This window comes from Metabacillus flavus (genome assembly GCF_018283675.1).
GTDB lineage: Bacteria > Bacillota > Bacilli > Bacillales > Bacillaceae > Metabacillus_B > Metabacillus_B flavus.
In genome coordinates this window covers 2,304,842-2,327,615 of the sequence record NZ_JAGVRK010000001.1, presented here as the reverse complement: position 1 = coordinate 2,327,615, position 22,774 = coordinate 2,304,842, and the positions used below count along the sequence as shown (strand labels likewise).

The 22,774-nt window shown below is 43.8% G+C and carries 25 protein-coding genes and 1 riboswitch; of the genes, 21 read left to right on the top strand and 4 right to left on the bottom strand.

All coding sequences use genetic code 11. The features are described 5' to 3' along the window. Positions 1–7: 7 nt before the first annotated feature. From spoVAEA to lysA, 3 genes are all read left to right on the top strand, one after another. Positions 8–586, top strand: a complete 579-nt coding sequence (spoVAEA, locus tag J9317_RS11970; protein WP_211558893.1) for a stage V sporulation protein SpoVABEA — start codon at positions 8–10, stop codon at positions 584–586. Further along, positions 564–2,039, top strand: coding sequence for a spore germination protein (locus tag J9317_RS11965; RefSeq protein ID WP_211558890.1), 1,476 nt, complete (start codon positions 564–566; stop codon positions 2,037–2,039). The genes spoVAEA and J9317_RS11965 overlap by 23 nt, the downstream gene beginning before the upstream one ends. Before the next feature lie 227 nt (positions 2,040–2,266). Continuing rightward, positions 2,267–3,583 (top strand): diaminopimelate decarboxylase, encoded by a 1,317-nt coding sequence (gene lysA, locus J9317_RS11960; protein ID WP_211558888.1) that lies wholly within the window; start codon positions 2,267–2,269, stop codon positions 3,581–3,583. A 118-nt stretch (positions 3,584–3,701) separates the two neighbouring features. Here lysA and J9317_RS11955 read toward each other — a convergent pair whose 3' ends face one another. Continuing rightward, entirely contained in the window at positions 3,702–4,586 is an 885-nt protein-coding gene (locus J9317_RS11955; RefSeq protein ID WP_249292146.1) for a DUF1002 domain-containing protein, read from the bottom strand. Positions 4,587–4,827: 241 nt separating this feature from the next. On the opposite strand from J9317_RS11955, the gene J9317_RS11950 reads away from it, so the two are divergent. Further along, the gene (locus tag J9317_RS11950) at positions 4,828–5,265 is read left to right on the top strand and encodes a peptidylprolyl isomerase (RefSeq protein WP_035411225.1); all 438 of its coding nucleotides are present in this window, start codon (positions 4,828–4,830) and stop codon (positions 5,263–5,265) included. 150 nt (positions 5,266–5,415) lie between these two features. Next, complete coding sequence (locus J9317_RS11945) at positions 5,416–6,012, top strand: CAP domain-containing protein (protein WP_211558886.1); 597 nt, start codon at positions 5,416–5,418, stop codon at positions 6,010–6,012. A 202-nt stretch (positions 6,013–6,214) separates the two neighbouring features. Here J9317_RS11945 and J9317_RS11940 read toward each other — a convergent pair whose 3' ends face one another. Next, the gene (locus tag J9317_RS11940) at positions 6,215–6,892 is read right to left on the bottom strand and encodes an HAD family hydrolase (RefSeq protein WP_211558884.1); all 678 of its coding nucleotides are present in this window, start codon (positions 6,890–6,892) and stop codon (positions 6,215–6,217) included. Between the two features lie 128 nt (positions 6,893–7,020). Further along, positions 7,021–7,165, top strand: a riboswitch (FMN riboswitch). Positions 7,166–7,306: 141 nt separating this feature from the next. On the opposite strand from J9317_RS11940, the gene ribD reads away from it, so the two are divergent. The 5 genes from ribD to J9317_RS11915 all read left to right on the top strand — a co-directional run bounded on the left by ribD (position 7,307) and on the right by J9317_RS11915 (position 11,265). Further along, on the top strand, positions 7,307–8,395 hold the full coding sequence (gene ribD, locus J9317_RS11935) for a bifunctional diaminohydroxyphosphoribosylaminopyrimidine deaminase/5-amino-6-(5-phosphoribosylamino)uracil reductase RibD (RefSeq protein WP_211558882.1): 1,089 nt from the start codon (positions 7,307–7,309) through the stop codon (positions 8,393–8,395). Then, entirely contained in the window at positions 8,396–9,046 is a 651-nt protein-coding gene (gene ribE / locus J9317_RS11930) for a riboflavin synthase (RefSeq protein ID WP_211558880.1), read from the top strand. Between the two features lie 27 nt (positions 9,047–9,073). Then, the gene (locus tag J9317_RS11925; RefSeq protein ID WP_211558878.1) at positions 9,074–10,267 is read left to right on the top strand and encodes a bifunctional 3,4-dihydroxy-2-butanone-4-phosphate synthase/GTP cyclohydrolase II; all 1,194 of its coding nucleotides are present in this window, start codon (positions 9,074–9,076) and stop codon (positions 10,265–10,267) included. A gap of 22 nt (positions 10,268–10,289) precedes the next feature. Then, entirely contained in the window at positions 10,290–10,757 is a 468-nt protein-coding gene (ribH, locus tag J9317_RS11920; RefSeq protein ID WP_211558877.1) for a 6,7-dimethyl-8-ribityllumazine synthase, read from the top strand. Between the two features lie 142 nt (positions 10,758–10,899). Next, positions 10,900–11,265, top strand: a complete 366-nt coding sequence (locus J9317_RS11915; RefSeq protein ID WP_211558875.1) for a GNAT family N-acetyltransferase — start codon at positions 10,900–10,902, stop codon at positions 11,263–11,265. 37 nt (positions 11,266–11,302) lie between these two features. Here the strand turns inward: J9317_RS11915 and J9317_RS11910 are convergent, their stop codons facing one another. Together J9317_RS11910 and J9317_RS11905 are read right to left on the bottom strand one after the other, a co-directional pair. Beyond that, positions 11,303–11,836 carry a DUF309 domain-containing protein gene (locus J9317_RS11910; RefSeq protein WP_211562323.1) on the bottom strand — a complete coding sequence of 178 codons (534 nt, stop codon included), beginning with the start codon at positions 11,834–11,836 and terminating at the stop codon, positions 11,303–11,305. A gap of 97 nt (positions 11,837–11,933) precedes the next feature. Further along, positions 11,934–12,029, bottom strand: a complete 96-nt coding sequence (locus tag J9317_RS11905; protein WP_211558873.1) for a YjcZ family sporulation protein — start codon at positions 12,027–12,029, stop codon at positions 11,934–11,936. A gap of 196 nt (positions 12,030–12,225) precedes the next feature. On the opposite strand from J9317_RS11905, the gene J9317_RS11900 reads away from it, so the two are divergent. The 11 genes from J9317_RS11900 (at position 12,226) to ccsB (ending at position 22,559) form a co-directional block, all read left to right on the top strand. Beyond that, on the top strand, positions 12,226–12,978 hold the full coding sequence (locus J9317_RS11900) for a segregation/condensation protein A (RefSeq protein WP_431190703.1): 753 nt from the start codon (positions 12,226–12,228) through the stop codon (positions 12,976–12,978). Next, the gene (gene scpB, locus J9317_RS11895) at positions 12,975–13,565 is read left to right on the top strand and encodes an SMC-Scp complex subunit ScpB (protein WP_249292144.1); all 591 of its coding nucleotides are present in this window, start codon (positions 12,975–12,977) and stop codon (positions 13,563–13,565) included. Before J9317_RS11900 ends, scpB begins: the two co-directional genes overlap by 4 nt. Positions 13,566–13,764: 199 nt before the next feature. After that, entirely contained in the window at positions 13,765–14,253 is a 489-nt protein-coding gene (locus J9317_RS11890) for a YpuI family protein (protein ID WP_211558869.1), read from the top strand. A 168-nt stretch (positions 14,254–14,421) separates the two neighbouring features. Further along, a complete protein-coding gene (locus J9317_RS11885) occupies positions 14,422–15,579 on the top strand; it encodes a D-alanyl-D-alanine carboxypeptidase family protein (RefSeq protein ID WP_211558867.1) in 1,158 nt (385 codons plus the stop codon). Beyond that, entirely contained in the window at positions 15,572–16,165 is a 594-nt protein-coding gene (locus J9317_RS11880) for a nucleoside recognition domain-containing protein (RefSeq protein ID WP_211558865.1), read from the top strand. The genes J9317_RS11885 and J9317_RS11880 overlap by 8 nt, the downstream gene beginning before the upstream one ends. Further along, a complete protein-coding gene (locus J9317_RS11875) occupies positions 16,165–16,695 on the top strand; it encodes a spore maturation protein (protein ID WP_211558863.1) in 531 nt (176 codons plus the stop codon). The genes J9317_RS11880 and J9317_RS11875 overlap by 1 nt, the downstream gene beginning before the upstream one ends. A gap of 96 nt (positions 16,696–16,791) precedes the next feature. Beyond that, positions 16,792–17,526 carry a pseudouridine synthase gene (locus J9317_RS11870; protein ID WP_211558861.1) on the top strand — a complete coding sequence of 245 codons (735 nt, stop codon included), beginning with the start codon at positions 16,792–16,794 and terminating at the stop codon, positions 17,524–17,526. 170 nt (positions 17,527–17,696) lie between these two features. Continuing rightward, the gene (bacA, locus tag J9317_RS11865) at positions 17,697–18,491 is read left to right on the top strand and encodes an undecaprenyl-diphosphate phosphatase (RefSeq protein WP_211558859.1); all 795 of its coding nucleotides are present in this window, start codon (positions 17,697–17,699) and stop codon (positions 18,489–18,491) included. Positions 18,492–19,191: 700 nt separating this feature from the next. Then, positions 19,192–19,716, top strand: coding sequence for a thiol-disulfide oxidoreductase ResA (resA, locus tag J9317_RS11860; protein WP_211558857.1), 525 nt, complete (start codon positions 19,192–19,194; stop codon positions 19,714–19,716). A 16-nt stretch (positions 19,717–19,732) separates the two neighbouring features. Then, complete coding sequence (gene resB, locus J9317_RS11855) at positions 19,733–21,397, top strand: cytochrome c biogenesis protein ResB (RefSeq protein ID WP_211558855.1); 1,665 nt, start codon at positions 19,733–19,735, stop codon at positions 21,395–21,397. Next, positions 21,384–22,559, top strand: coding sequence for a c-type cytochrome biogenesis protein CcsB (ccsB, locus tag J9317_RS11850; protein ID WP_211558853.1), 1,176 nt, complete (start codon positions 21,384–21,386; stop codon positions 22,557–22,559). The genes resB and ccsB overlap by 14 nt, the downstream gene beginning before the upstream one ends. The last annotated feature ends 215 nt before the right edge of the window (positions 22,560–22,774 follow it).

Here is a 22,774-nt window from a genome sequence, read left to right as displayed (position 1 = left end):
TGCACTCATGAAAAGGAAGGTCATATTGGTGACAGATGGAGACGTTTACGCGGCCAAAACCATCGCCTATACAGCCGAGCAGATAGGCGGGCGCTGGATTTCGCAGTCCCAGGGAAATCCATCGTTACTTACAGGGAAAGAATTGGTCGCTTTGATCCTGCAAACACCATATGATCCGGTCTTTGTTCTATTTGATGATTGCGGAATGCCTGGTGAAGGCCCCGGGGAGAAGGCAATGATGTATGTGGCCAGGCACCCGTCCATTCAGGTGCTGGGCGTCATCGCAGTCGCTGCTAAAACGAGACAATCAGATTGGGCAAGAGTTGATGTATGTATAGACCGCGATGGGGAACTGACCGGGCGTGGAGTCGATAAAAGCGGGATTCAGGAACTGGATGACGGAAGAATTAACGGCGATACAGTCTATAGTCTGGACCGGCTCGACATTCCAATCATAGTTGGCATAGGCGACATAGGAAAAATGGCCAGAAGAGATGATGTCAGAAGAGGGGCGCCGATAACAATGAAGGCGGCTGAACTTATTTTGGAAAGGAATGGGATAGATGCCCGGAAATCTAAAGAGTGAATCGCCGATTTCACCCAAGCTTTATGAAAATGAAAACTATTTTAAAGAATACGTTGGGATGGGAACGAGCTTTGACCTGGGGGTAAGAAAATTTACCATCATGGGCAAGGGAGTCAATCTTTACTATGTAACGGGTTTATGCGACTCCCAGTATCTGATGCTTTTGCTGACGGCACTTTCTGAGATCAATGACACGGACCAGGATCTGGATAAGTTTAAGGAAATTGTTGAGAACCGCCTCGTTCATCAGCAGGTAACGAAAGTACAAACCATTCAAAAAACAGTTACAGAAGTTCTGTCTGGACTCGTTGCCATCATGCTTGAGGGCGCAGACTACGCTCTTGTAGTAGATGTTCGGAGCTATCCTGGAAGGAACCCGGAAGAACCTGATACGGAGAAGGTCGTCAGGGGAGCGAGGGACGGTTTTGTCGAGAACATAATAGTCAACACAGCTTTAATCAGAAGACGGGTGCGCGATGAGCGGCTGAGATATGAGTTAATTAAAGTTGGAGAACGCTCTAAGACGGATGTATGTGTTGCATATATAGAGGATATTGCAAGCAAAGACCTGGTTGATCTGATCAAAAAAGAATTAAAGGAGATTCAAGTAGATGGAATTACGATGGGAGATAAAACGGTTGAAGAATTTCTTGTGAAACAGGGATTCAATCCATTTCCTATGGTTCGGTATACAGAAAGAGCGGATGTGGCAGCAAATCATTTAGTAGAAGGTCATGTCATTGTGATCGTAGACACTTCTCCGAGCGTCATCATTACTCCTACCACACTCTTCCATCACGTTCAGCATGCGGAGGAATATCGCCAGGCTCCAGCAATTGGAACATTTTTGCGCTGGATTCGTTTTCTGGGCATCTTATCTTCCACATTTCTGCTGCCCTTCTGGTTTCTATTTATCCTGGAACCGTCGCTGCTCCCAAAAAGCTTATCGTTCGTAGGACCAAATGAGCAGACGAACATTCCTGCCGTTGCTCAAATTTTTTTAGCGGATTTCGGAATTGAATTCCTGCGGATGGCAGCCATCCATACTCCAACCGCTCTATCTACAGCCATGGGACTGATTGCGGCAGTACTAATCGGACAAATTGCTATTGACGTCGGATTGTTTGTCCCCGAAGTCATTTTATATGTTTCCATTGCAGCAATCGGGAGCTTCACAACACCAAGCTATGAACTTAGCGTCGCCAACAAGATTGTCCGTCTGCTGCTGCTCGCAGTAACCGCTATTTTCCATGTGAAGGGATTTATTATTGGTGTGACCGCTTTTATTTTGTACCTTGCATCAACAAAAACACTGAATACTCCTTACTTGTGGCCGTTTCTTCCATTTAACGCTGCCGCTTTTAAACAGATCGCGATTCGCACCTCTGTGCCGGGAGCGAAGCTGCGGCCAAGCATCGTTCATCCTCAGGACATCATGAGACAACGCAAATAAAAATGAGCATTGAATCCTGCCAATAATTGTGATAATGTATGTTTAATTCTTTAAAGGGCTTTTACAAAAAGCAGTTGATAACCGTATGTTGTTGGCTGCTTTTTTCCTTTATCGGGCATAAACGGGCATAACCGTCCCCGCCTCAGGACTATAAAAAAGAAATGACAGGCTGGGAATGACAATGATGAGGGATTCACTTTATTGCAGATAGAAAGAGGGAATGAACGGTGTATCTACACGGTACGAGCAAAATTAACAATTTGGGTCATCTCGAAATCGGCGGAGTCGACACAGTCGCAATTGCCGAGCAATACGGTACGCCTGTATATGTGTACGATGTGGAACTGATCCGCAAGCGCGCCCGCCAATTTAAACAGGCTTTTGAGAATGAAAACGTCAAAGCTCAGGTAGCATATGCCAGTAAGGCATTCTCATCTGTTGCTATGTTTCAGCTTGTACAGGAAGAAGGCCTTTCCCTGGATGTTGTATCTGCAGGAGAACTTTATACAGCTTTACGAGCAGGTTTTTCTCCGGAAAAAATTCATTTCCACGGGAACAATAAGAGTGAAGAAGAGCTCAAAATGGCGATGGAGGCAGGCATTGGCTGCATCGTGGTCGACAACTTCTATGAAATCCATCTCATAGCAGAACTTGCAAAGGTTAACAAGCAGACGGTTTCTGTCCTGCTCCGTGTCACTCCTGGAGTTGAAGCCCACACTCACGATTACATAACAACAGGGCAGGAGGATTCCAAATTCGGTTTTGACCTGCAGAACGGGCAGATTGAGCGTGCAATGGAAATTGTGCTTGCCGATTCAAGCTTTAACCTTTTGGGCGTTCACTGCCATATTGGGTCTCAAATCTTTGATGGGGCAGGGTTTGTCCTCGCTGCAGAAAAGATTTTCAAGAAAATAAAAGAGTGGAAGGGATCTTTTGGCTTCGTCCCATCGGTTGTAAACCTCGGCGGAGGCTTTGGAATCCGCTATACCTCAGAAGACGAGCCTCTTCATCCTGCTTCTTATGTTGAACAAATGATTCAAGCGGTAAAAGCACAGTCCAAGCTTCTTGAGATGGAAATTCCGGAAATATGGATTGAGCCTGGCCGTTCGCTTGTAGGGGATGCCGGTACTACTTTGTACACCATCGGCTCAAGGAAGGAAGTTCCAAACATCCGCGAATACATTGCAGTAGATGGCGGAATGAGTGATAACATCCGCCCGGCTCTGTATCAGGCAAAATATGAAGCTGCCCTTGCAAACCGAATGAATGACGCCTGTTCGAAAGAAGTTTCCATAGCAGGCAAATGCTGCGAAAGCGGTGACATGCTTTTATGGGATATCGAACTTCCTGAAACCTCGGCGGGGGATCTGCTGGCTGTTTTCTGCACGGGGGCTTACGGATATTCAATGGCGAATAATTACAACCGGATTGCCAGACCGCCAGTCGTTTTTGTAGAGAATGGAGAAGCTCAGCTTGTTATCAGAAGAGAATCGTTTGAGGATCTGCTGAAGCTTGACCTTCCGCTGTCAGCGAAGGTAAGGTAATTGGATGTGACAAAATTTGTCAGATTATAGATTATCGATAATAAATATTGGGTTTTCGATAATAAATAAGCAAAGAAATCCCCCAGGCAGTGGTTTGCCTGGGGGTTTCTTCCGTTTATTATGCGTTTTGCTGTCCGCCGGTGAAAATCGAGACAATGGCGTTCCACAAGGCAGCGAAAAATTGAATAACTTGGTCGATAAAATTTTTACCTTCCTCAGAATCAAGGAATTTCGTAATCTTTTCTTTCGCCTGATCCAGCTGCTGGCTTACCTGATTCCAATCAATATTGGCATCTTTCATTTTATTAAACAATGAAATCAGGCTGTTGATTTCTTCTTCGGTTAAGGTAATTCCAAGTTCTTTTGCTGCATTTTCAATCATCGTGCGCAGCTCTTCATCATTTGCCGGCACGCCGTTTTTTGCTACTTCTTCTTTCACCTTCGCCATAAGAGCAGAAGCGTTTTCCTGGCCATGTTTTTGGCCAAGTTCTGAAGTTGTGACCAGTTCTTCGTTTGCTACTTGCTTAACATCTTCAGGGATAACTTCATCTGAGCTTACTTCATAAGCTTTAATCAAACCTGTCAAAGCAGCGGTTCCGGATACTTCAATTGGTGCAGTAACCTGAACATTGGCATCCTTTACACCAGCTGTCATTAGTGCGTTCAAATACATTTCATCTGTAATGACATTAATGTTTTTCGTTTTTACTTCAAGACCAGAGCCTGCCTTTTCAATCGTAATGGATGAAGAGGAGAGAGCTTTTGTTCCAATTTGGCTTTTCGGAATATATTGGCCAAGATATTTATGTTCTTCTTTGTTTGAAACCGTAACTGTCTGGGCATCTTCTGGTGCATTTAAATCCTGCAATACGGTTTGTTTTTGCTCCGGAGTAAGATTTTCTCCAAGCGTAACAATAACATCCCCGACAGCGGCATCTGCCAGTCCGATCTGGGGAACGGCGATCATGCACGCGGCAAGCATCGCTGCAAATACTTTCTTCAAGTAAATACCCTCCTTTAAAGGTAAAAAGATCTTGCGGGTCACCACACCATTATAGCCGTTTTCATTTGGACGTCATAGCATATTTTTTTCCAAAGTCTATTTTCCGGCGGGATAAGGGACTTCAAAAGCGTTAGACGGAGTGAGGGAGAAGAAAGTTTCACTTGGAGAAAAATCGTCACTTTTTATGTCATTCTTCTTTTGTGCTATAATATGGCTGATTAACTCTAAAGGAGAGATTACAATGGCTAAAAAAGGATACATACAAATGGAAAACGGAGAAAAAATCGAGTTCGATCTTTTCCCTGCAGAAGCACCTAATACAGTAGCTAATTTTGAAAAATTGGCGAACGAAGGATTTTATAACGGTGTTACATTTCACCGTGTAATCCCTGGTTTTGTTTCACAAGGAGGAGATCCTACTGGAACCGGTGCCGGCGGCCCTGGATACAGCATTGATTGCGAAACTGAAGGGAATCCGCATAAGCACGAAGAGGGAAGCCTGTCGATGGCACATGCTGGAAAAAACACAGGCGGAAGCCAGTTTTTCATTGTACATGAGCCACAGCCTCATCTAAACGGGGTTCACACGGTTTTCGGTAAAGTAACATCAAACGTTGCGGCTGCGAAAGCCATGAAAAATGGTGACAAAATGGAAAAAGTAGAAGTGTTCGAAGCGTAATATTTCAACAGGGAGGGGCTGCTGGCCTCTCTTTTTTTTTTGCCTTTTTACCAATTATTGATGATTGATAGAGGCGTTGGAATGTAATTAAATTATAAGAGTAATCAGCTGGGTTACAAAAAACTAAATACATATTCAGGGGGAAATATCGTGTTAAAGAAATTGATTCCATCTGCTTTGGCATTATCCTTAATTTTGCCTGCAGCCGCCTCTGCAGCAAGTACATACACCGTGGTAAAAGGGGATAGTCTTTGGAAAATAGCAGCTAAAACAAAAACAGGTGTATCTGAATTGGTTCAGGCCAATCCTCAGCTGAAAAACCCGGACCAGATCACAGCTGGCCAAAAGATCAATATTCCTGCTAATGTTGAGGCATCAACTGAGGCAGAAGTTGTTTCCCTGGTTAACAAAGAGAGAGCGAAGGCAGGGTTAAAGCCTCTTGCGGTTGATTGGGAGTTAGCAAGAGTAGCAAAATATAAATCTCAGGATATGCACGACCGCCATTATTTTGACCACAACAGCCCCACATTCGGAACTCCTTTTAATATGATGAAAACCTTCGGTATCAAATATAAGACAGCTGGAGAGAACATTGCACAGGGCCAGACAAGTGCTCAGGCCGTGATGACAGCGTGGATGAACAGTTCAGGTCATAGAGCCAATATCCTGAATTCTTCCTATACTCATATCGGAGTCGGTTATGTGAAGGACGGAAACTACTGGACTCAAGCATTTATCAGTAAGTAAGAGAGAGGGCTGTTTGCCTCTCTATTTTTATATTGGGAGCAGGCTTTGTCGAAAGGTCGATATTTCAAAATTTCGGTCGATATATTTGAAAAATAGCCGATAAATGAAATTAATAGCCGATAAATGAAATTAATAGCCGATATATCAAAATCATGGTCGATATACGTTCTAAAGCAGCCTGCCGGTTCAATATCTCTTCTGGTTATCTGCTGGATTTGAGTTTTCCGCTTAGCTTTTCCACCAGATTTGGAATTTCATCCAGAACATCAATTGCATAATCAGCCGAACCATCCCCGTTTCTGCCGTTTCTCTTCCACATCGTTTTCATGCCTGCTTCCCGGGCAGCTTTCACATCGTTCTCGATATGATCTCCAATAAAAATACTCTCTTCTGGTAAAACATGCAATTTCTCTAATCCTCTATTGAAAATTTCCGGATCAGGTTTTCTTACGCCTTCCCACTCTGAAAGTAAAATGACCTCTAAATACTCCTCGATCCCTAGCGCATGAATATTCCGCAGCTGAAACGCTCCGTGACCATTTGAAATGATTCCAAGTGAATAGGCAGACAATGAACGCAGCAAAGAATGAAGATTACAAAACGGCACACAGCTAAAGTGGAAAAATTCCACATAATCGTTAAGAAGCGCTTCCCATGAAATTAACTCGATATCAAATTCTTTAACGAGCTGCTGATAAACCTTGTCTTTCCACATATACCCGCCTGCGTCCAATTCAATGAATCTTTTACAATAATGATCGATCGGAATTTTCGCCAGGTATTGAATAAGCCGGTAATATTGATTTTCTATAAACCTTTCAACGGAGGCATCTCGGTTCAGAAGGGTATTATCCAAATCAAAAAAAATAGCTTTTATCAAGCATGCCACTTCCTTTCAAAATTAACTATTCCATGAAAACAGCTGAATCCCTTCTTTTCATATCTGCTTTACAATTGCAAAAATTCTTTTTAAAGGCTAAAATAGCTTCAAGACAATTAAATACTATGATTATCCTTCGGGGCAGGGTGGAATTCCCTACCGGCGGTGATGAAGCGCAATGCTTCAAAGTCCGTGACCCGGTGGCGCATGCCAGCGGTGGATCCAGTGAGATTCTGGAGCCGACAGTTAAAGTCTGGATGGGAGAAGGATCGAACGTGCTATTTCAGCGACGGGTATTGTAAATTCTGAAAATATGGAGTTTCCTTACTCTTATTTGATATGCCTTCGTGACTATTCCAGCCCCGAAATTCGTTTCGGGGCTTTTTATTATGTTTATAAAGGGGGGATACAAGCATGCAGGATGAATCGTTTATGCGGCTTGCTTTGGAACTTGCTCAGCAGGGTATTGGCCAGACCTCTCCAAATCCAGCTGTTGGCGCTGTTATCGTTAAAGATGGATGCGTAGTCGGTATGGGTGCGCACTTAAAAGCTGGAGAAGCGCATGCAGAAGTTCATGCCATCCAAATGGCGGGTGAAAAAGCGAGAGGGGCTGAAATTTATGTCACGCTGGAGCCCTGCAGCCATTATGGGAAAACACCTCCTTGTGCTGAGCTTCTCATCGAGTCCGGGATTAAAAGGGCTGTGATCGCTAGCCAGGACCCAAATCCTCTGGTGGCAGGAAACGGGATAGCCCTTCTTAAAGCTGCTGGCATTGAGGTAACGAAAGGCGTTTTGGAAAAAGAGGCGTTAAGTTTGAACAAATTTTTCTTCCATTACATAAGGACTGGAACACCATATGTCACCTTAAAAGCAGCATCCACATTGGATGGGAAAACAGCATCCAAGTCGATGGACAGCAAATGGATCACAGGCGAACTTGCAAGAGAAGATGTTCACCGCTATCGGGAAATGCATGATGCGGTTTTAGTAGGTGTCAACACGGTTCTTTTCGATAACCCCAGTCTGACATGCCGGTTGAAAAACCCAAAGAAACAGCCCATCCGAATTATTCTTGACAGGGAATTGAAGACCCCTCTGAATTCACAAGCAGTGACGGACGGACAAGCGGAAACATGGATCGTTGCGTCTGAGCAGGCTGATCCTGGGCGTGTGTCCGCACTTGAAGATCTAGGGGCTGTCATTATTTCTCTGCCACGGATGCATTCATTAGAAGACATCCTAAGAGAGCTTGGAGCCCGGGGAATTACGTCCATTCTGGCTGAAGGCGGTTCGGAAATACATGGTTCCTTTATTAAGGAAGGCTGCTTTAACGAAATGGTTTTATATATCGCACCCAAGCTGCTCGGGGGAAGAGAGAGTCTTTCCATTTCCGGCGGCCCCGGATTTGAATGGATGAAGGATGCAATCGATCTTGAATTTCAGGAAACCGCGGTTTTGGGGAAGGATATAAAAATCACGGCAATACGGAAGGAGGGAGAATAGATGTTTACCGGTATTGTAGAAGAACTTGGAACCGTAGAACGGATTGCTTCAGGCGGGAAAATGATGTCATACACCATTAGAGCTTCTCTCGTTCTTACGGATGTTAAGCTCGGGGACAGTATTTCTGTCAACGGAGTCTGTCTGACAGTCACGCAGTTCACGAAAAATGATTTTACTGTGGATGTGATGCCGGAAACCGTCAAAGCATCAAGTATCCATCAGTGGAAAAAAGGGACACCGGTGAATCTTGAGAGAGCTATGGGAGCAAACGGAAGGTTTGGCGGGCATATGGTAAGCGGCCATATTGACGGAACGGGCGTTATTCTCTCGAAAAAACAGGATCAAAACGCAATTTACTTCGAGATTGGCACAGCCTCAGATATTACAGACACACTGGTTATGAAAGGTTCGATAGCCATTGATGGCATCAGTTTAACGATTTTTGGTCTGGAAGACGGAAAGGTGAAGGTTTCGATTATCCCGCATACTCTTTCTGAAACGGTCCTTGGAAGCAAAGAGACAGGGGATATGGTGAATGTGGAGTGCGATATTATCGGGAAATATGTAAGAAAATTCATGTCTGCTTCCAAGCCTGATTCTTCTAAAGCTCCGATCTCTGAAAGCTTTCTTGAAATGCATGGGTTTAAATAACTGTTAACTGGACTGGAGGCATGATGGATGTTTCATTCAATTGAAGAAGCACTTCACGATTTGAAATTAGGGAAGCCGGTCATTGTAGTAGATGACGAGGATCGCGAAAATGAAGGGGATTTTGTAGCGCTTGGTGAAATGGCCACACCTGAGGTAATAAATTTAATGGCTACATATGGAAAAGGTTTGATTTGCACGCCGATGACTGAAGACCGGGCTGAAAAATTGAACTTAAAACCAATGGTCGAGCGAAATACCGATCCCCATGGCACGGCTTTTACCGTTAGTGTTGATTATAAAACAACGACTACAGGAATCAGTGCCTTTGAACGTTCAGAAACCATCAGGGCGTTTTTAAACCGGGAAGCCCAAGGGCATGATTTTAAACGGCCGGGACATGTCTTCCCGCTTATTGCAAAAGAGGGCGGTGTACTTAGAAGAGCTGGTCATACAGAGGCGGCCGTCGATTTGGCAAAGCTCTGCGGTTCCGAACCTGTCGGAGTCATATGTGAAATTATGAGTGAAGACGGGACGATGGCCCGCTTGCCGGAGCTAGAAAAACTGGCTGAAAAAATGGATTTGAAAATTATTTCTATTGAGGATCTTATTTTATACAGAAACCGAACAGATCAGCTCATCCACAGAGAGATTGAAATCAATTTGCCTACCGAATTCGGCAGCTTTAAAGCAATCGGCTATTCAAGTGTACTGGATGGAAAAGAGCATGTAGCCCTAGTGAAGGGGACCATTGATCCTGAAAAACCTGTTCTGGTGCGGGTGCACTCAGAATGTCTCACGGGAGATGTGTTCGGCTCCTACCGCTGCGACTGCGGACCTCAGCTGCATGCAGCTCTTGCCCAAATTGAAAAAGAAGGCAGCGGAGTTCTGCTGTATATGCGGCAGGAGGGCAGAGGAATTGGCCTTCTCAATAAAATGAGAGCCTATAAATTGCAGGAAGAGGGCTATGATACAGTCGAAGCGAATGAAAAGCTCGGATTTGGAGCAGATTTGCGCGATTACGGGATTGGAGCCCAAATTCTAAAGGATCTCGGTTTGAAAGAATTGCGTCTTTTAACAAACAATCCGAAGAAAATCAAAGGCCTGGAAGGGTATGGGATGAAAATTGCCGACCGGGTGCCGATTCAAATGCCGCATAGAAAAGAGAATGAGAACTACCTAAAAACAAAGCACCATAAATTAGGGCACTTGCTGAACTTTTAATTAAACCGGGAGGATGAGTAATATGACAAAGATTTATGAAGGCAACCTAGTAGCAACTGGATTAAAAGTAGGGATCGTAGTTGGCAGATTTAATGAATTTATAACGAGCAAGCTATTAGGCGGGGCACAGGATGCATTGAAGCGCCATGGAGCGGAGGACGAAAATGTGGAAATAGCCTGGGTGCCGGGAGCTTTTGAACTGCCGCTTATTGCTAAAAAAATGGCGGAGTCAGGCAAATATGATGCGGTCATTACGCTTGGAACCGTAATCCGCGGATCCACAAGCCATTATGATTATGTATGCAGCGAAGCAGCGAAAGGCGTGGCTAATGCTTCTGCATCGAGCGGCATCCCTGTAATATTCGGAGTGTTAACGACCGAAACAATCGAACAGGCCATTGAGCGTGCCGGAACAAAAGCGGGAAATAAAGGCTGGGAAGCAGCGGTTTCAGCAATCGAAATGGCCAATCTTCTTAAGTCATTCGAATAAAATTGGCGAAAAGTGTTTAAAATAGCGGGAATTCTGTATATAATGTTACTTGGAGTGACTCAATTATACATTCATTATAAGATTTCCAAAATTGCTATTATCGCTCTGCATGCAGAGCCATTTCGCTAATCGAGGGGTACTTATGCTAATTCGCTTTAAGAAAAGCTTTGAAAAGATTGCCATGGGATTATTATCTTTCATGCCAGCTGAAAAAGAACTGAAGACTCTTCAGCAAACCATAAAAAGCTATGAAACAGAGAAAGACTGGCAGCTGTTTTTATGGAAAGAAGAAGAGGACATTATCGGTGCACTTGGTGTTCATTTAAAAGAAAATGACGAAGTGGAAATTCAGCATGTAAGTGTGAATCCTTCCTATCGGCAGCAGGGAATCGGTAAAAAGATGGTCTTGGCACTTAAAGACGTCTATAAGAATAAGACGATTGTTCCGAATGAACATACTCAATCATTTTTTGAAAAATGCCGGGAGACCGGTCAGGAAGAATCGTAAAAAGCAGAGGGTCTACTCCTCTGCTTTTTTTGTACACTTATTCTAATCCTCTGCGTGTTTTTTGTTTCTCGGCGAGCTGGTTTAACCTTTCTGCAATGACGTCAGAGCGGTCACGGAGCTTGTGCCGATTAATCATTCCTTGATCTTTTAAATCACTTAACGACTGCCACTCCATATTTTTCGCTTCTGACAGAGCTTTGCATTCATGCTCAAGCTTCAAATCTGAAATTGGCAAGTGGATGCTCTTGTAAGGTACGCCCTTTTGAATATCCGAGAGCCTTTCATTAAGAAGATCTGCAAGCGTGTCTTCCTGTAAGCCAAGATCCTTCATGGCTCCAGGGTTTGTGCGAATGAAGCGAATGGAATTCGCAAGCAGCCGTTCCGCCCCTCTAAAGTTTCCTCTTCTATGATGATAAAGGCTGACAGCGATCTGAATGAGGCTGACCCAGACGGGATCCCTTTCTAAAGCTGGTGCTTCTTTCCAATATTCCTCCAGCAGCTCATGACATTCAAAATAGTCTCTGTCTCCGTGAAAATGAACGAGATACTCTATGTAGGCTTTAGGATACATTGCCATCACCCCGGTTTCTGATTGCCAAAATTGTACCATAGATCAGATTTCCTTTAAAACAAAAGAAAGCGCCTGCTGGGCGCTTTCCGAATATTTATTAGTACAGCCAAGCCGCTCCAACAATAATAAGCAAAATGAAAAGCACAACGATTAATGCAAAGCCGCCGCCGTATCCGAATCCTTTATCACCCATTTTTAATTTCCTCCTTCAAAATCATGCTCTTTTCCTTCGTATCATATGTGCGGATGACTCAATTGTCTGGGCGTTCGCCCGGTTTATAGAAAAATATCATTTTGCGATTCCGGTTAATTTAATGTTGGACAATAAGTTGGATTGTTCTATACTAAGGGATAGCGCAGTTTAAAGAAGGATGTTGGTGAGATTTAATTTGGAATATCAAGTGAAAATAGATGCGTTTGAAGGGCCGCTGGATCTTCTTTTGCACTTAATTAACAGACTGGAAATTGACATATATGATATACCCGTTTCCCAAATCACGGAGCAGTATCTGCTCTATATACACACAATGAAAGAGCTTGAGCTGGATGTTGCCTCAGAGTATCTTGTCATGGCTGCAACTCTTCTTTCCATTAAAAGCAAAATGCTTTTGCCTAAACAGGAGGAAGAGCTTTTTGATGAGGAATTCGGTCTGGAACTTGAAGAGGATCCCCGTGATGAGCTGATGAGAAGGCTCATTGATTACAGAAAATATAAAGAAGCAGCCATCGAACTGAAAACCCGTGAAGAGGAGAGAGCGCTTGTTTACACAAAGCCGCCAAGCGATTTAAGCGAGTTCGCACAGGAAACCTCTCCTGAAAGAACACCTCTTGATATTTCCGTTTACGATATGCTGAGTGCTTTTCAGAAGGTTCTAAGAAGAAAGAAGCTTCAAAAACCGCTTCAAACAAAGATTTCCAGACAGGAAATACCGATTGAAAGACGGATGAATGAGATTCTTGATGATTTAAAAACCAGACCCGGACGCCGAAACTTCATGGAATTATTCCCTGACGATTCAAAGGAATATCTGGTTGTGACGTTTTTAGCCGTATTAGAGCTGATGAAATCTCAGCTTATTGTGATCGAACAGGAAGGAAACTTTTCAGATTTATATATTACAGGGAGTGGAAAAAGCAATTGACAGGAATCATCCAGTGGAAATCCATCGTAGAAGCACTGCTCTTTGCTGCAGGAGACGAAGGGCTGTCCGTTAAACAGCTTATGAACGTATTAGAGGTTGAAGAACTCATTGTAAAGGATATTATGGAAGATCTTCTGCAAGAGTACAACAAGGAAGAGAGGGGAATTGAGATAGCAGAAGTGGCTGGTGTCTATCAGCTGACTACTAAAAAAGAGCATGCCCCGTACCTGAAAAAATTAGTAGAAACGCCCGGGAGCCAATCGCTTTCTCAGGCTGCATTAGAAACTCTTGCAATTGTCGCTTACAAACAGCCGCTTACCAGAGTGGAAATCGAGGAAGTACGCGGAGTAAAAACAGAGAGGCCTCTTCAAACCTTAGTGTCAAAGGCTCTTATTAAAGAAGTGGGAAGAGCGGAAGGTACAGGAAGAGCCATACTGTATGGCACCACAGGGGATTTTTTAGAGTACTTTGGATTAAATTCCATTCAAGATCTTCCTCCTCTACCGGAAGACGGTGATGAAAATGTACAGGAGGAAGCAGATCTGTTTTTCGAAAAGTTCAGTCAAACCATGGAAGAGCTTAAATAAGCGATTAAATAGTCAGAAAATATGTTACTATTAAAGGGAAGAACATGTAAGTTTGTCTAATCTAGTTCAAACAGGGTATACATAAATAGAAATATAGAGTTTTTCATGCAAACTAAGCATGAAACATGAAGAAATGAGATATGTATGATTACAGAGACAGCCTGCTTAAAATGAATGCTTTGAGAGGAAGTGGATAGAATTGGGTAATTCAATGGTAAAATTGCAAACGGAGCAAACAGCCGATTTTCTAAAAACAGTGGTTTTCGGACTTTCCAAGCATTTAAATTCGGTAACCACCGATTCAATGCTTGAAGAAGAGCCTGGAGACCGTCTTTTTTATGAAGAATTGCTAAGTAATTTCCGCCGCCTGACTGTATTCTGTGAAGAGGGGCTTGAGGCATGCAGCATCATTACGCAAACCGAACCGTTCCGCAAAGCAGCGGCCGAGAAAATTCTGTACAGGGTATATCACCAGTGCATCGAGGAATTTTTCCAGCCCAAGCATGATGTGTGGTATGAAGACAGCCGTTCCGCCTATACCGGAAAGAATTCCATTAAGTTCAGACAGCCGGTTCCTCTTTCAGTCAAACAGCTGGTTGCCGAACTTGAAAGTCAGTTCCAGCAAACACGGGAAGAATTGGAATATTATGAAACAGATTACCGGACTAAAATGATGCAATCGAGATGAGCAGCCTGTGATGGGCTGTTTTTTTTTTTGGACCCGTTTTCTTCCGTATGCATCCTCCCATTCAGGAAGTCTTGCCCTTGGTCCTTATTTCAGGCTGAACTTTCAATGTCATAAGTCATCTACCTCCGCATAAACTTGTACAAATAAGGACAAGGGACGTGGAGGCAGATGAAAGGAATGAAAAAAATAATAGCCGCTGTTTTTATTTTGACAGTGATGATTCCAGGATTTGCACGAGCTGAAGTGTCTAAAGAGGCAAATGTCAGCGCCAAAAGCGCGATTCTCATAGAGCAGGCGACCGGCAGAGTCCTTTTATCCAAAAATGAAAATGAGAAGCTGAGAATAGCGAGCATTACAAAAATCATGACGGCGATTCTTGCCATCGAATCCGGAAAGCTGGATGAGGAAGTGACCATCAGTTCCAGGGCGGTCTACACCGAAGGTTCCTCTGTATATTTGCAGGCTGGCGAGAAAATAAAACTCCGCGAGCTTGTATATGGATTAATGCTGAGATCAGGAAACGATGCGGCTGTTGCAATTGCAGAGCACGTAGGCGGGAGCCTGGAGGGTTTTGTATATAAAATGAATCAAAAAGCGGAAGAAATCGGCATGTCTAATTCAGAATTTGCGAATCCTCATGGATTGGATGATCATGAAAATCACTTTTCGACTGCTTATGATATGGCGCTGCTTATGAGATATGCCATGAACAATCCTGATTTTAAAGAAATTTCCGGGACCAAGGTACATAAATCGCCAAACCCGGAGGAGAAATGGGACAGGGTCTGGAAAAACAAAAACAAACTGCTGACAAGCCTATACCAATATTGTACTGGAGGGAAAACAGGCTACACAAAGCGGGCGAAGCGGACCCTTGTCACTACAGCCTCTAAGGATGGATTGGATCTGATTGCGGTTACCATCAATGCCGGGGACGACTGGAACGATCATATCGGCATGTATGAATATGGCTTTGACCATTATGATTTATATAAAATAAAGCCTAAAGGTGATTTAGGATCACTGAATGACACCTTTTATCAAAATAAAGCCTTTATTCAACGGGACGTGTATTATCCGCTTACTAATGAAGAGAAGGATTCGATCCGGACAGAAGTGAGTCTGCAAAAACCTCAAAAATCTTGGAAGGACCCGGATAAGGTTCCTTCCGTTGTAGGGCTTATGAAAGTTTTTGTAAAAGATGAACCTGTCCTGAACGTCCCGGTCTATTATGAAAATGGACATACAAGAAAGCCGGAAGCTTCTCTCTGGGAGTCCGTCAAGCGCCTATTCTTCGCTCTGGCAGGGGCTAATACGGATGGTTAATTATATATGGGTGGGCATGATTGTCATTGGAATTGTATACGCTTTGTTTAATGGGACGATGGATCTCGTGAATGCAGCCATTTTTCAAGGAGCCAAAAATGCGGTGACGATCGCTTTTGGCTTAATCAGTGTCCTCGTATTCTGGCTGGGGCTTATGCGGATTGCTGAAAAAGCGGGCCTTCTGGAGGCGCTTGGGAAACTGTGCAGACCGGTGGTTAAAAAGATTTTTCCTGAAGTCCCGCCCGATCATCCGGCAATGGGGTACATCCTCTCCAATACGATGGCGAATATGTTTGGGCTTGGAAATGCCGCAACTCCGCTCGGAATAAAAGCGATGGAGGAACTGAAAAAACTGAATGATGGAAAAGACACGGCAAGCCGGTCCATGATTACGTTCTTAGCGGTTAACACATCGAGTATTACTCTCATTCCGACTACGGTGATAGCGGTAAGAATAACCTATGGCTCTGCAAACCCCGCCGACATCGTTATGCCAACGCTGATGGCTACCATAATATCCGCAATCGGAGCTTTGCTGATTGACCGGTATTTTTACCATAAACGAAAGCGGAAAGGGGGAGCCTGATGGAGTGGATCAGCATCCTGTCCTTATGGCTTATTCCGTTGATTATTGCCTTTATCCTTATATATGGTACATTCAAAAAGGTTCAGACATATGAAGCATTTGTTGAAGGCGGAAAAGAGGGGATTGAAATTTCCTTCTCCATTATCCCGTTTCTCGTTGGAATGCTCACGGCGATTACGATTTTCAGAGCATCAGGGGCCCTTGATTTTACATTGGATCTAATTAAACCGGCTCTATCTCTAATCGGCGTTCCTTCCGATATTGTACCGCTTGCTTTTATCCGTCCTATTTCTGGCACAGCTGCCCTCGGTTTGACAACTGATTTAATATCAAGCAACGGTCCGGATTCTTACATTGGAAGATTGGCCGCAGTGATGCAGGGAAGCACAGATACGACACTGTATATCTTAACGGTCTATTTTGGAGCGGTGGGAATCAGGAAAATGGGAGACGCTCTAAAAGTAGGTCTTCTTGCAGACCTTATTGGTGTAATCGCCTCCATTGTAGTGGTGTCGCTCCTATTTCCATAATTTTAGCCCAGCTGAAGAAGCAGGGCTTATTTTTGTCTCTTTGCGTGCTTGTTTAATGGACGGGAAACAAGTAAGATGTACAAAGAGGTGAATAGTATGGAACGATTGCAAAAAGTGATTGCTCACGCGGGAATTGCATCAAGAAGAAATGCGGAGCAGCTAATATTAGACGGCAGAGTGACCGTTAATGGAAAAACCGTAAGAGAACTTGGAATTAAAGTATCAGGAAACGACAGGGTTGAAGTGAATGGAGTTCCTTTGCAAAAGGAAGCACCCGTCTATCTTCTTTTATATAAACCAAGAGGCGTAATCTCTGCAGCGCAGGATGATAAAAACAGAAAAATCGTTACAGATTTCTTTCCGTATATTCAGGAAAGGATCTACCCGGTCGGCCGATTGGATTATGACACGTCCGGTCTGATTTTGCTGACAAATGACGGAGAATTCGCGAACCTTTTAATGCATCCGCGTTATGAAATTGATAAAACGTATGTAGCGAAAGTACAGGGAATTCCGCCAAGAGGGATTTTGAAAACAATGGAAAAGGGCGTTACGCTCGAGGATGGAATGACCGCTCCGGCAAAAGTTAAAATGCTGTCCCTTGATAAAAAGAAGGAAACAAGCATTGTAGAAATTACCATTCATGAAGGGCGCAACCACCAAGTGCGCCGCATGTTTGAAGCAATGGGTCACCCAGTGACTAAGCTAAAAAGAGAAACATATGCCTTCCTTGATCTAAAGGGCTTGAGTACTGGCGACTCAAGAGAGCTTACTCCGCATGAAGTGAAACAGCTCCGTGCTCTAGCTGAGACAGGGAAAGTTGGTTTTTAAAAGAAAATCAGCGGCAGCACCGTTATTTCAAACGGTGCTGTTTTTTTGTTGGATTTATTTGAAAAAATTTCTATTTTAGTATATAGATAGAAATAGAGGGTTTTTTGGATCCTTTATATTTCTGCGATTTGATAAGGCGAATAATTGGATTCAGCCAAAAGGAGATCATTATGAGCGATATATTTATAGGAATGATCATGGGCTTCGTAGAGGGTATGGCCGAGTTTCTGCCGATTTCCTCGACCGGACATTTAATATTGACCGGACATTTATTAGGCTTTGAGGGAGTGCGGGCAACCACTTTTGAGGTATTTATTCAGTTCGGAGCGATTCTTGCTATCGCAGTATTGTATTGGAAGCGGCTGCTTTCTTTGTTTAATATCCAGCCGCTGTTAAGAAAGGAAAAGAAATTCAATGCCCTTCATGTTTTGTTAGGCATTTTACCTGCTTTGATCGTTGGTCTAGTCTTTTATAAACAAATAAAGTCTCTGTTCCAGCCTGAAGTAGTGGTAGTAGGACTGGTTGCAGGAGCTATTCTCATGATTTTTGCAGAAAAAAAGAGACCGGAACCGATCAGTACCAATTTAGACGAACTTACTTATAAGCAGGCAATTACAATAGGTCTGTTTCAGTGTTTAGCCGTCTGCCCGGGATTTTCAAGGGCGGGTTCGACGATTTCAGGCGGACTGCTTTCGAAAGCCAATTATAAAACAGCCTCAGAATTTTCTTTTTTAATCGCTATCCCCTTAATGGCAGGGGCGACCTCTCTTGACTTGGTGAAAAACTGGGGAAATTTAAGCTCTGCAGATATTCCCCTATTTGCTGCAGGGTTTATAACTTCGTTTATCGTAGCAATAATTGCAGTTTTCACTTTTTTAAAAGTTCTGGGTAAAATTGGATTAACGCCATTTGCTTATTATCGAATTGTTTTGGCTGTATTATTTAGTATTTTTGTGTTGTTGTAATTAAAAAGATGACTTCGGTCCATAAAGCGAAAAAGCTCTCTCCGGTTTTCTACACCCGCTAGCTGTTCAGCCAATTCACTTTTTCGGTCGTGGGCCTGCACAATGCAGGTCAGTTCTGCGTTGTGACAGGACGTCGCGCTTTTAGCAGAACATCTTTACTTGGCGTCTCTCAGTCAGAAGCTCCACCGTCTCTCAGGGCTAAGCAAGCGCCCTCCGCTTTTCATGGTGTCCAGCTCCGGGCGCTAGCCGTTCGGCCTTCGCTTCTTCGGTCGAGGCAAAGAACGCCTCTCGGTCAGAAGCTCCACCGTCTCTCACTGCTGAGCAAGCGCCCTCCGCTTTTCTTATCTTCCGGCTCCAGCGGCTAGCCCCTCGAGGTCATAAGCCGCTCATCCTCCGGAAGGATTGCGGAAAGCAAAAACAGTTTTCTAATTGGAAGCAGGCTGCGTGCGTAAAGTAGAGGGGTTTTTGAGAACTGCTTTGGACTTAGTTTCGGTGTCTAGCTCCGGCGGCTAGCCTTTCGGCCGCTTCGCTTCTTCGGTCAGGGCAAAGAGCGCCCTTCGGTCAGAAGCTCCACCGTCTCTCAAGGCTAAACAGCCGCCTCCGCTTTTCTTAATTTCACACAACCTTCAAACAAAAGATTTTGAGAGCGTTTACGTAATGATATAATAAGAGGAAATGGATACATAATAGGGGAGTTTTTATGGAGAAAAGAAAGAGGCTTGTTGTGAGAAGTGCGATTCTCTTTGTGCTGGCTGCGGCTTTGGCTTATACGCTGTACTCCAATTTTTTTGCTAATAAAGAGAGAGTGAAGGTAGGGAGTGAGGCGCCGGATTTTGTCGTTACAGATCTTGAGGGTGAGCGCCATCAGCTATCTGAATACCGCGGCAAGGGAGTTCTTTTGAATTTTTGGGGGACGTGGTGCGAGCCGTGCAAGAGAGAGATGCCCTATATGGATAACCAATATGATCATTATAAGAATTTAGGGGTTGAAATTATTGCCGTGAATATAGCGGAGTCAGACGTTGCTGTAAACAGCTTTGCGAAGCAGTATGGATTGACTTTCCCTATAGGCATTGATAAGGACAGGCAGATTCTTGATGAATACGGAGTTAAACCGCTGCCGACAACGTTTCTGATTGATAAAACTGGAAAGGTTACCAATATTGTAAAAGGTCAGCAAACAGAACGTAATATAAGAGATATGATGGAATCTATCAAACCTTAGATAGGGAGTCATGCACATGGAAGAATTGAAGTGCGAGTGCGGACACATTAATCCTCCCGGGACCCTGCTATGTGAGTCCTGCGGAAAGCAGCTGGCAGATTACGAGAATCCGGTCACCGATTCCGGGCCTCTGCTTGATATGAGGTATGATGGCAGCGCGAGGCGGTCTCAAACATACAGGAAAACATGGATTGATAAAGTGTGGAACTTTTTTTCATCAGTTAAGGTAGGAGTTTGGCTGATTATTCTTACTCTGGCGGCTTCGGCTGTAGGAACGATTTTCACTCAAGTGGAGTATATACCTTCCAATGTACTTCCGGAAGACTATTACAAAGACGAATTTGGCGTGCCGGGAGAAATCTACTACATGCTTGGCTTTCATAATCTTTACGGCTCATGGTGGTACATTACCCTTATTGCTTGTCTTGGAATCTCATTAGTCGTAGCAAGTCTTGATCGGGTGATTCCTCTTTACCGGACGCTCAATGTGCAGGGAATCACGAAAAACACGGCTTTTTTGAGAAGACAGCGCTTATACGGTGAACGGGTTCTTGATAAAGATAATGATCTGCAAATCGTGAAAGAAAAGCTGGAGAAAAAACGCTATAGGGTCTTAACCGAGAACGGGAATCTGATGGCTGAAAAGGGACGCTTCTCCAGATGGGGCCCCTATGTAAATCATGTGGGACTGATTATTGTCTTAATTGGTGCGATGCTGAGGTTTGTACCCGGAATGTATGTAGATGAAAACATGTGGCTGAGAGAAGGTCAGGTTGCAGCCATCCCCGGAACAGATGGAAAGTATTTTCTGAAGAATGAAAAATTTACGATTGAAACGTACGAATCCGGTAAAGAAAAAGCTGTATTCCAGGAAGCCATTAATGAAGCAGGTGAGGGAAATGTGGCGAAAAATTTTCAAACAGATGCCGTGCTTTATGAACGAGTCGGTAATGCGCTTCCCGGTGAGAAACCAGAGCTGAAGGAAGTAAAGCGGGATGCAATAAAAGTGAATCATCCGCTTCAGTTTGAATCTTTTGGTTTATATCAAAACAGCTACTCTACAGGAGCATTAAAGGAATTGAAATTTAATCTATTAAACAAAGATTCAAAGGAAACGTTTGGGCCAATTACAGTGGACCTTGATGAACCTAAGTCAGAATATGACCTCGGGAAAGGACACAAAGTCGAGGTCCTCACCTACCTCCCGGATTTCTATATGAATGAGGAAGGAAGACCGGACACAAAATCCCGGGCACCAATCAATCCGGCTTTTGTATTTAATATGATATCCCCAGAAAAACCTGATGGAGAAGTAAGCTTCGTCGGAATTCAGATGAATTTGGAGCCAAACGGCGAAAACAAGATGGCGATGAAATTTGCGGGTGTCAAGACGATAAGCCAATCGTTGCTTACGGTTAAAAAAGATTTAACCATATGGGTTATCGCTCTGGGCGGTTTGATCTTTATGATCGGGGTATGTCAGGGAATGTACTGGAACCACCGCCGGATTTGGTTCAAGAGAGAAAATGGCATGATTTTAGTGGCAGGACACACGAATAAAAACTGGTACACCCTGAAAAAAGAAATTGAGGATGCAGTCGAAGGAACGTCCTTCCCGGCACCTTGGGATCAAAAAAATAGCGAGATACGAAGCGGAGGGGTTGGAATTGGCGGAAATTAGCAGTGGCTTTTTATTTGCGGCTTTCATTTTATATCTTGCAGGAACCTTTCTTTTCGGCGGTTCCATAAGGGATAAACGCCGGACAGCAGCGGGGCCGAATCGATGGGCCAAAGCAGCAGTGGCGGTTACCATCACAGGATTTGCTTCTCAATTGGGTTTCTTTATTACCCGGTGGATTGCTTCAGGCCATGCGCCTGTCAGCAACATGTATGAGTTCACCACTTTTTTTGGAATGATGCTTGTTTTAGCCTTTATCATTATCTATTTTATGTATAAGGTTTCTATTCTTGGATTGTTTACTCTCCCGATTGTCCTTTTAATTATCGCATACGGGAGCATGTTTCCGTCCTATGTCACTCCGCTTATTCCTGCCCTGCAGAGCCAGTGGCTGCACATTCACGTTACAACGGCTGCTCTTGGCCAGGCTATTTTAGCGCTAAGTTTTATTGCCGGTCTAATCTATCTTTTGAAAAATGTAGACCAGTCAAAGCCGTCAAAGAAGACATTCTGGCTGGAAGCTATCATGTTTATTCTTATTATGACTCTAGGCTACATATTGATTACAACCGGCTTCCGTCTCGCTGACTATGAAACTGAATTTTCATGGATAGACAAGCGGGGCCAGGCAGATACAATGGTGTACCATTTGCCGGCAATTGCTGGTCCGAATGAATGGAAGCTTGCTGCAGAAGGGGCCATGAAGCCGCTGTTTTCATTGCCTGCCATCATCGATGGAAGTAAATTCAATACTGTGTTGTGGTCTTTGCTTGCCGGTATCATCCTTTATGGATTATTCAGGCTGATTGCGAGGAAAAGAATATCAGCTGTTCTTCAGCCCTTAACGAGAAAAGTCAATCTTGATTTAACAGATGAGATTGGCTACCGTTCTGTAACCATTGGATTCCCGGTGTTTACGCTTGGTGCGCTCATATTTGCTATGATTTGGGCCCAGCTTGCCTGGAACCGTTTTTGGGGATGGGATCCCAAAGAGGTTTGGGCTTTAATAACATGGCTGTTTTATGCGGCTTACCTTCATTTGCGTTTATCAAGGGGCTGGCATGGAGAAAAATCAGCGTGGCTTGCTGTTATTGGTTTTGCCATCATCATGTTTAATCTGATTTTTGTGAACATGGTCATTGCGGGTCTTCATTCATATGCATAATCATAAAAGGGGCCGGTTTTCATTGAACCAGTCCCTTTGTTGTAGCAAACAATGCTGGTTTTCCAAGGGCTCCGGGAGGTGAGCCTCAGTTCCAGCGGAGTCTCGAACCTTGCGCCAAGGACCTAGTTAACAACTGGTAAATTTCGAAAAGAGCTAATGATTATATCAAGGAAAAGGCTCTTCGTTGCAGGAGAGGTATGTTAATTAGTATGATG

What these genes read in the sequence shown, in the direction of transcription:
- J9317_RS11915 (WP_211558875.1), top strand. Translation starts at nt 10,900, where the DNA reads ATGCTAATTCGCTTTAAGAAAAGCTTTGAAAAGATTGCCATGGGATTA.
- J9317_RS11950 (WP_035411225.1), top strand. Translation starts at nt 4,828, where the DNA reads ATGGCTAAAAAAGGATACATACAAATGGAAAACGGAGAAAAAATCGAG.
- resA (WP_211558857.1), top strand. Translation starts at nt 19,192, where the DNA reads ATGGAGAAAAGAAAGAGGCTTGTTGTGAGAAGTGCGATTCTCTTTGTG.
- spoVAEA (WP_211558893.1), top strand. Translation starts at nt 8, where the DNA reads ATGAAAAGGAAGGTCATATTGGTGACAGATGGAGACGTTTACGCGGCC.
- ribH (WP_211558877.1), top strand. Translation starts at nt 10,290, where the DNA reads ATGACAAAGATTTATGAAGGCAACCTAGTAGCAACTGGATTAAAAGTA.
- J9317_RS11965 (WP_211558890.1), top strand. Translation starts at nt 564, where the DNA reads ATGCCCGGAAATCTAAAGAGTGAATCGCCGATTTCACCCAAGCTTTAT.
- bacA (WP_211558859.1), top strand. Translation starts at nt 17,697, where the DNA reads ATGAGCGATATATTTATAGGAATGATCATGGGCTTCGTAGAGGGTATG.
- J9317_RS11910 (WP_211562323.1), bottom strand. Translation starts at nt 11,836, where the DNA reads ATGTATCCTAAAGCCTACATAGAGTATCTCGTTCATTTTCACGGAGAC.
- J9317_RS11925 (WP_211558878.1), top strand. Translation starts at nt 9,074, where the DNA reads ATGTTTCATTCAATTGAAGAAGCACTTCACGATTTGAAATTAGGGAAG.
- ribE (WP_211558880.1), top strand. Translation starts at nt 8,396, where the DNA reads ATGTTTACCGGTATTGTAGAAGAACTTGGAACCGTAGAACGGATTGCT.
- J9317_RS11905 (WP_211558873.1), bottom strand. Translation starts at nt 12,029, where the DNA reads ATGGGTGATAAAGGATTCGGATACGGCGGCGGCTTTGCATTAATCGTT.
- J9317_RS11870 (WP_211558861.1), top strand. Translation starts at nt 16,792, where the DNA reads ATGGAACGATTGCAAAAAGTGATTGCTCACGCGGGAATTGCATCAAGA.
- J9317_RS11885 (WP_211558867.1), top strand. Translation starts at nt 14,422, where the DNA reads ATGAAAGGAATGAAAAAAATAATAGCCGCTGTTTTTATTTTGACAGTG.
- resB (WP_211558855.1), top strand. Translation starts at nt 19,733, where the DNA reads ATGGAAGAATTGAAGTGCGAGTGCGGACACATTAATCCTCCCGGGACC.
- J9317_RS11875 (WP_211558863.1), top strand. Translation starts at nt 16,165, where the DNA reads ATGGAGTGGATCAGCATCCTGTCCTTATGGCTTATTCCGTTGATTATT.
- J9317_RS11880 (WP_211558865.1), top strand. Translation starts at nt 15,572, where the DNA reads ATGGTTAATTATATATGGGTGGGCATGATTGTCATTGGAATTGTATAC.
- ribD (WP_211558882.1), top strand. Translation starts at nt 7,307, where the DNA reads ATGCAGGATGAATCGTTTATGCGGCTTGCTTTGGAACTTGCTCAGCAG.